At 63.9% G+C, this 13,294-nt stretch carries 8 protein-coding genes; 1 reads left to right on the top strand and 7 read right to left on the bottom strand.

Features of this window, described 5'->3' with window-relative positions; translation table 11 throughout:
- Window positions 1-2 precede the first annotated feature (2 nt).
- The 3 genes from AOP75_RS01240 to AOP75_RS01230 all read right to left on the bottom strand — a co-directional run bounded on the left by AOP75_RS01240 (window position 3) and on the right by AOP75_RS01230 (window position 3,350).
- Complete coding sequence (locus AOP75_RS01240) at window positions 3-902, bottom strand: SDR family NAD(P)-dependent oxidoreductase (RefSeq protein ID WP_062078270.1); 900 nt, start codon at window positions 900-902, stop codon at window positions 3-5.
- On the bottom strand, window positions 899-2,236 hold the full coding sequence (locus AOP75_RS01235) for a flavin-containing monooxygenase (protein ID WP_174435788.1): 1,338 nt from the start codon (window positions 2,234-2,236) through the stop codon (window positions 899-901). Before AOP75_RS01235 ends, AOP75_RS01240 begins: the two co-directional genes overlap by 4 nt.
- A gap of 136 nt (window positions 2,237-2,372) precedes the next feature.
- Window positions 2,373-3,350 carry a zinc-binding dehydrogenase gene (locus AOP75_RS01230; protein WP_062076569.1) on the bottom strand — a complete coding sequence of 326 codons (978 nt, stop codon included), beginning with the start codon at window positions 3,348-3,350 and terminating at the stop codon, window positions 2,373-2,375.
- A gap of 127 nt (window positions 3,351-3,477) precedes the next feature.
- Between AOP75_RS01230 and AOP75_RS01225 the strand changes: the two genes are divergently transcribed.
- Window positions 3,478-4,269, top strand: a complete 792-nt coding sequence (locus AOP75_RS01225; protein ID WP_062076568.1) for a hypothetical protein — start codon at window positions 3,478-3,480, stop codon at window positions 4,267-4,269.
- Between the two features lie 113 nt (window positions 4,270-4,382).
- On the opposite strand, the gene AOP75_RS01220 is transcribed toward AOP75_RS01225, so the two are convergent.
- The 4 genes from AOP75_RS01220 to AOP75_RS01205 form a co-directional block, all read right to left on the bottom strand.
- The gene (locus tag AOP75_RS01220) at window positions 4,383-5,345 is read right to left on the bottom strand and encodes a nuclease-related domain-containing protein (RefSeq protein WP_201774136.1); all 963 of its coding nucleotides are present in this window, start codon (window positions 5,343-5,345) and stop codon (window positions 4,383-4,385) included.
- 3 nt (window positions 5,346-5,348) lie between these two features.
- On the bottom strand, window positions 5,349-6,044 hold the full coding sequence (locus tag AOP75_RS01215) for a DUF429 domain-containing protein (protein ID WP_083966599.1): 696 nt from the start codon (window positions 6,042-6,044) through the stop codon (window positions 5,349-5,351).
- A gap of 143 nt (window positions 6,045-6,187) precedes the next feature.
- Window positions 6,188-8,449 carry a GmrSD restriction endonuclease domain-containing protein gene (locus tag AOP75_RS01210; RefSeq protein ID WP_083966598.1) on the bottom strand — a complete coding sequence of 754 codons (2,262 nt, stop codon included), beginning with the start codon at window positions 8,447-8,449 and terminating at the stop codon, window positions 6,188-6,190.
- 32 nt (window positions 8,450-8,481) lie between these two features.
- Window positions 8,482-13,287, bottom strand: a complete 4,806-nt coding sequence (locus AOP75_RS01205; RefSeq protein WP_062076565.1) for a DEAD/DEAH box helicase — start codon at window positions 13,285-13,287, stop codon at window positions 8,482-8,484.
- Window positions 13,288-13,294: the final 7 nt, after the last annotated feature.

Genomic DNA, 13,294 nt, shown 5'->3' with positions numbered 1-13,294 from the left:
CCCTAGTGGTGAGGGCCGATGCCCGGTGTGGGCTCGTCGACAAGCTCGCCGTCCTGAGTGACGAGACCGCGTGACTTGAGGTGCGAAATGTACCTGGCCTGGCCGCGCTCGCCCTTGGCGCGAAACAGCGGCATGATGCGCGGCAATAGGTTGGGGGACAGGAGTGCCACGCGGACTAGCCAGGACTCTCCACGCTTGGGGTAGGCCTCCAGGCGCGGCTTGTCCAGCAGTCCCACCATGGTCGCGGCGACGTGCTCGGCTGACTGGGGCGGGTCTTGGAACTGGAATGCGTTGCCGCCGTCGAGGGCTTCCTGGCGCAGCATCCTTGTGTCCGTCGCGGACGGCATGACCGAGCCGACGGTGATGCCCTTGGGCTTGAGGTCGAGCGCGATCGACAGCATGGCGCCCCGCAGACCGTACTTGGACGCGGTGTAGATGGGGGTCTCACCCAAAGGGAAGATCGCGCCCAGGGACACGACCGAGATGACGCGGGCATCGGCCGACTTCTTGAGCAGCGGCACCGCCAAGCGAGTGAACATGAGTGGCGCGTTGAGGTTGACCGCGAGTTCGCGGTCAATGGACTCGGGGCTGCGCTCGTCGAACCTCTCAGCGCTCGTCATGCCCATCGAGTTCACCAACACGTCGATGCGGCCGTGCCGGGCCCGCACGTGTGCGAGTACCCGGTCTACTTCCGCACGTTGCGTGAGGTCCCCGGTGACCACCTCGTGACCGGAGCCGGGTAGCCAGGCCGCGACGGCATCGGCCGCCTGCGCCCTGAGGTCTACCAACACCACCGTGGCACCCCGAGCGGCGACGAGCCGGGCGAACTCGGAGCCGATCCCCCCGCCGGCGCCCGTGATGACGACGACCTTGCCGCGGCCGTCCCAGCGCGTGCGGCTCATCGCAGCTCCCATCCCATGCGCGAGGCGACCATGCGCAGATAGCGCGTCATGGCGTGAGAGTCCACGTAGCCCTGGTGCCGGGGTGAGCCCACGAGGTGGAGTCCACCGGTCAGGTCCGGGCGGTCGTGGGCGATGTGGTGCTCGAACCGCTCCCATTGACGCGGGCGGTGGGCGCGATCCCAGATGTGGGAGGCGATCATCTCCGCGAGCATGTCCATCAGCCGGTACGCGCCCGAGTTGGTCTCGACAAAACCCAATCCGTACAGGCCGGTGTGCTTGCTGAAGGCCGTGAGGTACAGGTCTGGGTGCTGCTCGTCGCCGTAGAGGTCCTGTGCGTACGGCACGGTGTGGCGGTAGCCGGTGGCCAGCAAGATCAGGTCAAAGTCCTGGGCGCTGCCGTCGGTGAAGGTCACCGTCGCGCCGGTTGCGCTGGCAATCCCGGGGCGTGCGGTGATGTCGCCGTGGCCCAGGTAGTGCAGCAGTTGGTCGTTCAGGATGGGGTGGGTCTCGAAGAGCTTGTGGTCTGGTGATTGAAGCCCTAGGCGGGTGACGTCGCCGTTGATGATGCGGAGCAGGCGGCCAAAAACCTTCTGTTCGACGGCCATCGGCAGGGCGGGCCCAGATTCGGCGAAGACGTCCACCGGCATGCCGAAGATGTGTTTGGGGATGAACCAGTAGCCGCGGCGCATCGAGATCTCCGCGTGGGCTGCGGTGCGGGCGGCGTCGCACGCGATGTCGCAGCCGGAGTTGCCCGCGCCCACCACAAGGACGCGCTTGCCTGCGAACTCTTGCGGATCGCGGTACGTGACACTGTGGCGCACCTCGCCGGTGAAGCCAGGCACGTCAATGACGTTCGGCTCCCACTGCACGCCGGACGCGGCGATCACGTGGTCATAGGTGCGGTGGATGGGCTCGTTGGGGGCCGATGCCTCGGTGACAGTGGCGGTGAACCGCCCGGCCTCGGTGCGGGTTACCTCGGTGACGGTGGTGTCGAACTGGATGCGTTCGGTGAGGTGGAAGTGGTTGGCGAACGACTGCAAATAGGCGAGGATCTGGCGGTGGCTGGGGTAGTCGGGATAGTCCTGAGGCATGGGGAAGCTGGGGAAGTTGCTCAGGGTTTTGGAGCTGATGAAATGCGCCGACTCGTACATGGGGGAGCCGGGATTGTCGATGTCCCACAGGCCTCCCACGCTGTGGTGGCGCTCCACGTGGTCGTAGTCCAAGCCGTGATTCGCGAGGGCGCGTGCCGCGGCGAGCCCGGCCGGGCCGGCGCCAATAATTAGGGTGCTGGGCGTCGTGGAGCGCGGGCCCGTGGTTGCGGTGGTGTCCGCCATGGATCCTCTTTCTCAGCGTTGAGAGTGAGACCCATCGTAGGGGACGAGGTGGTGGCTGGCTGCGATGTATTGCGGCCTGTGTGGCCGGCGGCGCTGAGTGCTTGGGCCGCCGACCACACAAGCGTGGGCTGCGCGGCTATGGCTTGAGCAAGACCTTGCCGGCGCGGCCGGGAACGTAGTTGGCGCGCGCGGCGTCCGCGATCTGGTCCAGCGGGTAGACGGCCTCGACGGGCAGTGTGATGGTGCCGTCGGTGAGGCGCGCGAACAGTTCCTGCATCAGGCGCGAGCGGTCCTCTGCAGAGATGGTCGCGGAGACCTTGGAACCCCAGAAGCCCTTGACGGTGGCCTGCTTGAAGATCACGTCGCCAGAGGCGAGCTGGATGCTGGGGGAGGCCATGGCGCCGAACACCACCAGGGTGCCGTTCTCGGCGAGCAGCGACAGGACGTCGCCGGCCGCGGTGCCGCCGACGGATTCGACGCCGACCTTGAGCGGTGCGCCATCGGTGATCTCCGCGACACGGTCCTTCCAGCCGTCCTGGTCCGTCGCGACCACGTCCTCGATGCCCTGGGCGGCCAGTTCGTCGACGCGCTCGGGGCTACGCACCAGGCCAACGACGTGGATGCCGCGGGCCTTGGCGAGCTGAGCGACGAGGCGTCCCACGGCGCCGTTGGCGGCGTTTTGGATGAGCCAGTCGCCCTCGTCGAGGTTCAGGGAGTCGAGCAACGCGATCGCGGAGAACGGCATCGAGACCAACTGTGCGGCGACCTGGTCGGGGACGGCTTCCGCGATGGGGATGAGCGAGGCGGCGTCGGCAACGAACTCCTCCGCCCAGACGCCGAATGTCCCGGCCGAGACCACGCGCTGGCCAATCTCAAGGCCATCGACGTCCTCGCCGAGCTCCTCGACGATGCCGACGGCCTCGGTGCCAGCGCCTGCGGGCATCTCTGGCTTGAAACCGTAGTTGCCAGACACGGTCCACAGGTCGTGGTTGTGAATGGGGGACAGGATCATGCGCACGCGTGCCTGGCCCGGGCCCGGGTTGGGGGTGGCGACCTCCTCGACCTTGAGGACCTTGGTGGGGTCTCCGAACTGCTGCTGGACGAGTGCGCGCATGGGTGGGCCTTCCTTGTTGGGTGGCGTGGCGGACAGGCCCTGGGTAAGGGCAGGCGTCACGTGGGGTACGTGAAGGGCAACGGTGGGGGAGGCGGGGGTATTCCGAGGGGGTGGATACAGTGACGCCATGGATGATCGGGTTGGGGGCGCTGCGGATTCCGCGCTGGGAACGGCGGGCGTGTTGCTCGATGATGTACGCGCCCTCGTCCCGCAGGCGACGGTGCCGACGTGGCAACAGCCGTCCGTGGGGTATGGCGATTCGCGAGCGGTCATCTCCCTCACGGGTCTCGTCGCCCTTCCTGTCCACGTTGCGTGGGCACAGACCAGCGGCATCGCTTTGCGCATTTCGCGACTGCGCGGCTGGGCGACGATGTTGTTTGCCACGGCGAGTGCGCTCATCGAGGTGAGCGAGTCGGTGACGGACTCCGTCGACCCTGACCTGCTGCGCAGGGCGCTATCGAGCCCGGCCGACGTGCGGACGCACCCGTGGTTCTGGAAAGGCTGGGACCCCGTCACGCGAGGACCGCGGACGGTGCCCGAGGGGCCGGGCTGGTACGACAGTTGGCAGGTTCCTGTGGTGGAGGCCGCAGGTGCGGGACTGGGCCGCATCCTTCCGCTGCTGCGCCAGCAGATCGTCGACGGGCCTCCGGTGTGGATGTGTGGCGAGGGCTCTCCACGGGAGCGCGCGACGCTACGCGACGGCGACGGTGTGTCGATTGCCCAGTTCAGTCGCGCCGAGGACGCCGCCTACTGCGTGGCGGCGCGGCGTGCCGTGGCCGGGTGCGGGGGCCTCGTTGAGGCTGTCACTGCGCTCGTGGACGGAGGGTCGACTGCCCCCATCGCGCGGGAGGACTATCTGCGTGTAGTGAACGCGGCCCGGCCGTGGATGCCGCCATCCGCGTCGATACCGACCTCATGAGACGCAACAACTAGGCATCCGCATCGGGGAATCAGTTGATACGGGTGCACGGGAGTAGCTCGTCGCCGAGTTTCGCGGTTGAGCTCCCAACGAGGAGAATGCCCGGCCACGGCTCATACCCAGGTCGTCGACTTACGCGCGACGTCGAAAACCGCCTGCACCCGCGCCGGGCCCAAGACCTCAGGACGCTTCCTGAACCACCGCGGCACATCCCACTTGTCGAGAACCCGCACGTCGTCCGGCTGCTGCTTGTATGTCACCTCGGGGACCAGCGTTCCGGTGAGTACTACGACACAGCCCATCATGGGAACCTCAAAGTCCAGTTGTGCCTCGAGCAGTCGCTTGGCGCGCGCCGCCTCGTGCCGAGAGTTCCTGAGGTAGGGCACAGGCTGCCCTCCTACGCGCATTTGGTATTGCGCGACCCAGATCTTCTTGCCGGGATGCTTCTTGCTATTGACGGTGAAGACGCCTCCGGGTCCAATCACCACGTGGTCAATATCCGAACCACGCTCTCCCACGGGCACGCTGTGAAGCACGTGCCACCCACGGTCGCGCAGTTTATTGAGCCGGGCACCGATGTATTCCTCGCCCTCGGCGCCCACACGCCAAGCCCGTTCCTGCGTGTGGTTGTTGAACACGTAGCGGTTCGCGTACGCGGCGATCTTGGAGCGGCCCTTGGCGGTTTCCCATTCTGCCGCGGCTTCCAAGCGCACCCCTTGACCGGGCACATTGGTGGACAGGTCTGTCCATTCGCGCACGGCGTGACTGGGAGGCTCGGGTTGGGGTGCGGCCGGAGCTAGGGAGACTTCCGCTGCGTCCTCGGGCGCAGTTTCCGCGGGGGAGGAGGCCGACTGCAGTGGTGTGACGGCTCGCAGCGGCATCCCGGGAGGTGTGACGTCGTTGTGAGCGCACCAGTCGCCAGCGCTCTCCTCCGCCGTAGTCATGAGGTGAGCGGGCACGCCTTCGTATGTACCCGTGGCGAGGTCGAGATAGCCCGCTTTATCGCCGTCGGCAGTGGTGAAGTACAAGCGGTCGTGGCCGTAGCGCTTCCAGCGCGTGGCGTGTAGTGCAGCCAAGACTCAAACCCACATGGTGCACTCGATGCCGTCAGAGAAGCGCTGGGGCGGCTCAACGAGGGGGAACGCCTCGCGTTCGCTGATGCGGAGCGCGGTCCATGCCATGGCTGCCGCGTCAAAGACGTCGTCAAATCCCGTGCCCTTGAGCGCGAGTTCCGCATCCAGTGGAACCGATAGCCCCGCACGCGCTAGCAACGAGTGACGTAGGAGTGCACCCTTGAGCGTCTTCTTGCTGGCGGTAAGTGGCGCGCCTTGCATCGCCGCGAAGGACACCTCGGGATGCCCCTCGCGGATCTCGATCCCAGACGGCGCGCGGTCGCGGACGTAGGCATCGACTTCGATGATCTTGGGAGCCAGAGCGAAGGACTGCGCTCCAACGCCACGCTCCGCTCGCTCGCGCGAAATGAGGTCAGCCTCAGCGCGGGAGGGTGCGTAAATCGCATCGCGAATGGGCACGTCGAACACAGAGCTGCGCAGCGGCCCCAAGCGAGAGCGCGCTTCCCGCTCCGTTGCGCGCGTTGACCGATCGGGAAGTCCAATCGGAATATCGATGACGACGGTCGTCGCTCCCCACCGTGTGTGACCACGATCTACCGCGGCGCTGACGTCCGGCGCGGTAGCGATGTCAAGGATGCCGCTGGTATTCGCGGTGACAACCACCCAGCCACCCTTGCAAGAATCGAGTCCCAGAACGCTCATGGGTCGAGCATGGCACATCCGGGCCTATTGTTGGCTGGGCCCAGAGGCAGGGAGCTCCGGCCCGTTTGAAGTCGTCGAGTTGTTGACTCGGCTCGATCGCGAGTGCCCTTCGGCTGGAGCGGGCAGGTCCTTGTGACCCTTTCTCATTCCGTCATAGAGCGAAGCTGCGCCAAGGTTCGGCCGCTCTGAACGTGGGTCCACGCCGTCCAGCCATTGATGTTGGACCCAATCAACGCAATCAGGGCGCTCGATGGCGCACGGTAGACCCCAGCGTTCGTGCGGATCGTTCCTTCGTTAGTGATCACGCCTTCGTACGTCTCACCTGCTCGCTTCTGCGAGTATCGGAGTGTGTCGCCTGAGCGAATGAGGCCTGCTCGGAGTAGGGCGACTAGGTCACCACGGACGGCGTGCTCGTTGCGGCGTTTACGTCTACGCGTAGCGCCCGCCGGCTCCCGGACGGGGCCCGGCTCGGACCGCTCTTCTGTGTACTGGCTGCCCCTCGTCGGAGACTGTTGAACGAGTTCGTCGGTGGCCAGCAAGTCGCCGTCAAACGTAGGGACATGGTCGGGGCGCGGCCAGGCCTCGAGGGCCAATGTCACCAGCCATTGGGCACGGAGATCGATGCGCAGCTCATCCCAGACCTCGGCCCAAGTTTCCTGCGTCCAGTTCTGTGCCAACCCGGGGTAAGTCAGAACGGCCGCACTCGTCAGTCGTGTGCGGCTATGAGTCGTCAGGAGGTGTCGCTTCTTCGACCAAGGGGAGTTGCTCAAGGTCGAGTTGAGGCTTTTGGTGGCGAGTGTGAGATTCCCTAGTGAATGGACTACCGCTTCGCGGGTCTCGTACGCCTCCTCGTCCTCATCGTCGTGGAGGGGCCAATGCTCTTGCCACGTGACCGGGAGGATGTGCTCGATGGATAGAGCCGGCGTCTTGGAACGATAGGTGCTCCCAGGCTCCGAGCGCGGCGACATGAGGTGGTTCTCGATCCCCACGAGCAGGGTGCGAAGCCGCGCGCGGATGAGGTCGCGGTAGAGATTTGGATTGCGCAGGCCCGCGATGAATGTCTCGTCGTCCGGCCAGGCCCGGCTCACGGCTGTCTGGCGCGCGAGGGCATCCCGAAGGTCGTCGCCGGCGCGTGACAGGTCGGTTGCCTTGAGATCACGGAGAACTGCCGAGAACAACCGGTTGTAGTCCGCGGTCGTCACGCGGCATATCGCACGCCGCATGATGAATGAGTCGATGGCAAGCGCGCCCGCGGTTGCCTGCTCAGCCGGCACGGCTTCCTCCGCGTGGAGGAACAGGAGGAGTGGCCACGGCGTGGTCGTATTGGTTGCGTCCATACGATCAATGACCTGAGCCACGGGATCCGAGATTGGAAGGTTCTCGAGCCGATCCATGGTGTCGGCATACGCGCGAATGTTGGGAATGACCTCCGCGACGCGGGACCTTGTGGTCCGCATCCAGCGCTTGAAGTCGTCGAAGAGGTGCTCGATCGACGTCTCTTCGCCCCGCTGTGCACTCAGCCAGTACGCGAGCAGCACGTCGACCCGTGATCGCTTAACGCGGCCGGTCGTAACCTCAGCGCGCCACGCTCTCGAGTCAAGAGCATTCCAGTATTTGTGTAGGAGCTCGTGGGCCAGGTGGCCGTCACCTTGCCGCTCCAGCTCCCTGAAGAGCAGGTTCTTGATGAGATCGGCTGCGTCCAGACTCACACCGCGGTGGTTGAGCACCTCGAAGATGACCTGGGGGTCGTCCTTCGCGTCAAGAAAGATGCTTACGACCTTGACGCGATGTTCAATCGCGAAGTGGAGATAGTCGAGCCGCGCTGCCTCGTTGCCGTGCTCGCGTGCCCACGCCAAGATCTGGCGCTCAAACCAGTCACTTGCTCGGACCAACCGGTGCGTTGGATCAGGCGCGGTCGATTCATCACCCGGAGGGCGCATGGACCACTCGAAGGCTGCCCGATCGTTTGCGAGTGGAGCGATTTTGAACCGGTCCTCGGGGTGATCACTGTCGGGACTCACCCGATTGCTCGTGAGCGATGCGAAGTTGTCCGCGGCTTCACGGCACTCGAGTTCGGTCGCGACGCGGCGCGCGGCAGCGAGGAACACCTGGATGGTGGTCATCCGCTGCTGGCCGTCGATCACATCGGACGTGGGCTTGCGCCGGGGCGTCGGAGGCCGATACTGCGTGACGAAGGCTCCCAGGAAGTACTCCATGGGGTCCTCGGACTCATGCCCTGACTCGTCTTCGACGTCTTCGGCGGCTTTGCGTAGGTCTGCCCACAAGGGACGCCAGTTGTTTTGCTCATCCCAGATGTAAGGCCGCTGAAAAATGGGGATCACGTACCGGTGATCCTTGCTGAATACGGTGCTGAGCAGTTCGTCACCGGCCTTCAATCTCGACACCTCTCATCTTTTGCTGCAAGTTCCTCATCGTTCTACTTCACGATTTCGAGCGAAGGAAGGGAGTCAACGATCTTCATCGTCTCGACGGACACCGTGGTGACCTTGGCGATGAGGTCCAGGATGTAGCGGGGGTTACCGACCTCCCGCGACCAGTTGTTGGGGTCGTTGACTATGCCGGAGGCCTTGTCCGTCTTGACCTGGTAGCGGTCGATGATCCAGTCGAGGCCCGAGCGTGACCCCAGCATGTAGCGCTGCGCTTCCTCGGGGATGCGGGAGACCGTGATCGTCGGCGAGTAGTGGATGACGGTCTTGTCTTGACTCTTGCCCCGCTTGCCGTATTTCATCTTCTGGACCCGCAGCGCGTCGTACAGTGCGTCGCCATAGAGCCTGTCCGGTACCCCGTCCACCACCACGGGGTAGGGGTCGACGTTCTCGTACCCGATGTGCAGGTCGAGCAACACCTTCCCCGCGTCACGGAACATAGGGAACTGCTCTGCGCCGATGCGTGGAATACGTGGCAGCGAACGCTTCAGGTCCGCAGCGAACCGGCTGCGGAAGTCGGGGGAGTGGAGGAAGCCGTAAAGATACGCGAAGATGTCGTCCTTAGTGACGTCGCCGCCATACCAGGAACGGTATTGCTTGAGCGTGGCGTCGGTGATGTTGTCGAGGCGACGGTACCCGTCGATGACATCGTCTGAAAGTTCGAGCGTGCCGTCCTCGACGGGCTCATAGGTATAGCGGGCGAAGAACTGGCCGGTGTCGAGCAAATGCAGGTTCGGCAGTTGGTCTGTGGCGATTAGGCAGAACTCGAAATGGGAACCTGCGCCTGTGATGTCGAAACCGATGTTGGTGTGTCCGGGGGTGGGGAACATCGACGGCATGCGGTACACCATGTCGTTCAGGTCCGGTTGAAACTGAACCGTTTGCTTGGTGAATGGACGGTAGGCCCCTACGAAAGTGCGCGAGGGATCAAGAGCGTAGGTGCGACCCCGTGCGACGTTGGCCTTGTCTGCGCGGTTCCAACTGATGTTGGTGGGGTCATTGTCAATAAACTTGTCGACGCCATTCTTTCGGTCGGTGCCGGGGTGTCGCGAAAGGTGAGCTGCGTAGCCTTCGACCTGCGAGTTGTAGAAGTCGACCATCCGGCGCACGTTGGCTTCGAGTTCGGTCGACGAGAAGTTGTATACCCACGCATCTCGGTTGGTCTTGATCCCGCCGGAGTAGGTACGGAACGCGGCGTCATTGCCGCCACCTATGGGGTGCCATGACTGGAACTGGTCGGAACGTTGGTTGATCCAGTCTCCGGCGTCATTGGGCTCGATCGATTGCCATGCGATGGTTCTGGCAGAACCTGACTCGGCGAGCTCAAGCTTGTCCTCGCGTGTGGCCGCGTCAGGCGTCTGGAAGTAGTGCACGGTCGCGCGGTCCTGATCACGTTCTGGGTTCTTGACGAGGAAGGTCACAGCGACAGTCGTTTGCGATCCAGCGCCGAAGACCTGGCCGCCTTCTGCCTTCCAGTTGGTAGCACGCATGTTTCCGCGCATGTTGAAGACGTAAATGTCGGTGAACTCGTCGGCGAGGGTCTTGCGCAGCCCGTCTGCTGTGTTCGCGTCGATGAAGCCGCCGTTGGTCACGAACCCGATGAGCCCGGCGTCGCCGATGCGGTTCGCGGACCAGCGGATCGCGCGGATGTAGGAGTCGTAGAGGCTGCGTTTGTTCGTTGCCCTTGACTTGGCTGCGAACGTCGTCTCGATGGACTTGTCCAGGTGGGGGTACTTGACGTTGGCGTTGTTGTCGTTGCCGGAGGTTTGGCCGACGGAGTAGGGCGGATTACCGATGATGACGCGGATGTCCAGCTGTCGTTGTGCTTCGACCCGGGCGTTGTTGTGGGTGAAGACGAGGAGGTCGTCGATGTCGTCTTTCTCGGTCATCTGGAAGGTGTCGGTGAGCACGATCCCATCGAATGCTTCGTACGGGGCCTCGACCCCGGCGTCGGACATTTGCTGTTGGTAGGTGGTTTCGATGTTGATGGCGGCGATGTAGTACGCCAGCAGCATGATCTCGTTGGCGTGTAGCTCGGACGCGTACTTGCGTGCCAGGTCGTGAGGCTCGATCAGGCCCGACGCGATGAGACGGGTGATAAAGGTGCCGGTGCCGGTGAAGGGGTCAAGGACATGCACGCCCTCGTCGGTGAGTCCCCTGCCGAAGTGTTCACGGGAGAGGTGGTCTACGGAGCGGATGATGAAGTCGACGATCTCGGTGGGGGTGTAGACGATGCCAAGGGCGTCGGCGGCGCGGGGGAACGCGAGCTTGAAGAACCGCTCATAGAGCTCGGTGATGATGCGCTGCTTGCCCTCAGCGTTGTCGATGCCTGCGGCGCGTAGGCGGACGGACTCGTAGAACTTCTCCAAGGGCTCGGTCTCGGACCCGAGGTTGGCTCCCTCGAGGGTTTCCAGCATGGTCTGCATGACCTTGGACACCGGGTTGTGGTCGGCGAACGCGTACTCGCTGAAGAGCGCATCGAACACGGGCTTGGTGATCATGTGTTGGGAGAGCATGTCGATGGCGTCGTCGCGGGAGATGCCGTCGTTCAGGTTCGCCTGCAAGGCCTTGTGGAAGGCGGTGAACTCGTCGGCGGCGTGACCGGAGTCAAGGATTGTGAGCAGCCGGGTGCGGTGGCGTTCGGCGATCTGGGCGACGTCCTTGGCCCAGTCCTCCCAGTACCTACGGGTGCCGACCTTTTGAACGATCTTGGCGTAGATCGCGTCGCGCCACTCTTCAAGGGCGGCGAGATCGAACGCCAGCTGCTGGTGCTGCGGGCCATCGGTCTTGGGCTTGGTGGACTCGTTGTCGTCGTCGCGACCGCCTCCGATGCCGATGACGTTGATGCGCTGGTCACGGCTCTTGTTGAGCTCGAGCTTGTTGACCATCGCGTTGAAGCGCTCATCGTGGGCGCGCAGGGCCTGGAGGACTTCCCAGACGACGCGGTAGCGCTCGTTGTCCCGTAGCGCCTCCTCGGGACTCGTCCCCGCAGGGATGCCGATGGGCAGGATGATGTAGCCGTACTTCTTGCCCGGCGCACGACGCATCACGCGTCCCACGGACTGGACGACGTCGACGACGGACTTGCGGGGGTTGAGGAACATCACCGCATCGAGTGCGGGGACGTCTACGCCTTCGGACAGGCATTTGGCGTTGGTCAGGACTCGGCAGGCGTCTGCGCCGGGGTCGGTCTTGAGCCAGTCGAGTTCCTCGTTGCGGGTGAGGATGTTCATCGACCCGTCCACGTGATGCACGGTCGCATCCAGCGGTGTACGGTCGCCCTCGTCTTCGCCGATGCCCTGGTTGCGGACGTAGTCACCGATGACCTCGTCAAACATGGCCGCGAACTGCTTGGACGCTTTGATGTCACGGGAGAACGCGACGGCGCGCTTCATGGGCTCGGGGTCGACGGAGAAGTCGTGTTCGGCTTGGCCGATCTTCGCTAGGCCGTTCCAGCAGCCCACGATGCGGGCGACGTCGTCGAGTTTGAGCTCGCTGTTGGCCTCCATCGTTCCTTGGAAGGTCTTGGAGACGCTTCCTTCGTCGACGGCAAGCACGAGCACCTTGTAGTCGGTGAGCAGATTCATCGACACTGCTTCACCAAAGCCGAGCCGGTGGAACTCCGGTCCGTAGTAGTTCTCGTCGTCCATGGACGCGATCACAGCGTTGGCTTGTCCCGCCTTGGCCTTGGAATTGTCGTCATAAATACGAGGCGTCGCAGTCATGTAGAGGCGCTTGGAGGCCTTGATGAAGTCCTCGTTGTGGACCTTCACGAACGCCGACTCGTCCGTGTTAGCCAAGGTTGCACCGGTGGTGCGGTGAGCCTCGTCACAGATGATCATGTCGAAGTCGGGAAGTCCCGCATCCTTCTGCGCCTTGGCGACTACATCAATGGACTGATAGGTCGAGAACACCACCGTGATGCGGTTCTGCGCAACGTCCGGGTTCTTGACCTGAGCGGCGAGCTTGAGCGGGTCTGTGGTGGCGGGGATGGCGAGGTCGACGACAGAGATCTCGGGGGAGTCATCATTGCGGCCCACCTTGATGTCTGAACACACGGCAAAGGTGCGCAGTGACGCCTCGGCCTCGATCGACCACTCACGCAGCGTCTGTGACAGCAGTGCGATGGACGGCACCAGGAACAGGACCGAGCCACCCAACGGCACCTGGTCTTCCACAATCTTCAGTGACGTGAACGTCTTACCCGTTCCGCACGCCATGATCAACTTGCCGCGATCATGCTCCTCGAAGCCTGCACGGACCTTGCCCAGCGCCTCCGTTTGGTGCGGGCGCAGCCGCTTGCGCTCCTTCAGCTCCAGGATCTCAGGGGTCGCGAAGTCGAACTGCTCCCAGTCGATCGAACTGTCGACTAGGTCGTGCAGGCCGATGCGGTGCACGGGCTTGGACTGGCCGCGGATAGCGGCCTCGGCGTTGGGCCCCCACCGAAGCGCGGTCGACACGACCAGGCGCTCCTGGAACGGGTCCTTGCCAGAGTCGGACAGGAACGAGTCGATGTGCTGCTTGGACAGCACCGTCTCAGGGTCATAGAACTTGCACTGCACGGCAACCAGGTCGCCGGACTCGCGGTAGCGCGCGACCAAGTCAATCCCGGTATCGCGCGTGCCCTCGCGCTCAGGCCACTCCATCCACTCCCACACCGCGTCAAAGCGCTGCGACCACTCCACGTCATTGAGGAGGAACGCCTTGATCAGGCGCTCAAACTTGGAACCCTGCTCGGCAGTGGACTGCGACTCGAACAGAAACTTGTCGAGGAGGTCTTCAACCGTGGAAGTCATGTGTGTC

The sequence above is a fragment of the Demequina globuliformis genome (assembly GCF_000975155.1).
In the GTDB taxonomy this organism is placed as follows: Bacteria; Actinomycetota; Actinomycetes; order Actinomycetales; family Demequinaceae; genus Demequina; species Demequina globuliformis.
The sequence above is the reverse complement of the archived record's forward strand: the minus strand, read 5'-3'. Positions and strand labels throughout refer to the sequence as shown.

What these genes read in the sequence shown, in the direction of transcription:
- AOP75_RS01240 (WP_062078270.1), bottom strand. Translation starts at nt 902, where the DNA reads ATGAGCCGCACGCGCTGGGACGGCCGCGGCAAGGTCGTCGTCATCACG.
- AOP75_RS01235 (WP_174435788.1), bottom strand. Translation starts at nt 2,236, where the DNA reads ATGGCGGACACCACCGCAACCACGGGCCCGCGCTCCACGACGCCCAGC.
- AOP75_RS01230 (WP_062076569.1), bottom strand. Translation starts at nt 3,350, where the DNA reads ATGCGCGCACTCGTCCAGCAGCAGTTCGGAGACCCCACCAAGGTCCTC.
- AOP75_RS01225 (WP_062076568.1), top strand. Translation starts at nt 3,478, where the DNA reads ATGGATGATCGGGTTGGGGGCGCTGCGGATTCCGCGCTGGGAACGGCG.
- AOP75_RS01215 (WP_083966599.1), bottom strand. Translation starts at nt 6,044, where the DNA reads ATGAGCGTTCTGGGACTCGATTCTTGCAAGGGTGGCTGGGTGGTTGTC.
- AOP75_RS01205 (WP_062076565.1), bottom strand. Translation starts at nt 13,287, where the DNA reads ATGACTTCCACGGTTGAAGACCTCCTCGACAAGTTTCTGTTCGAGTCG.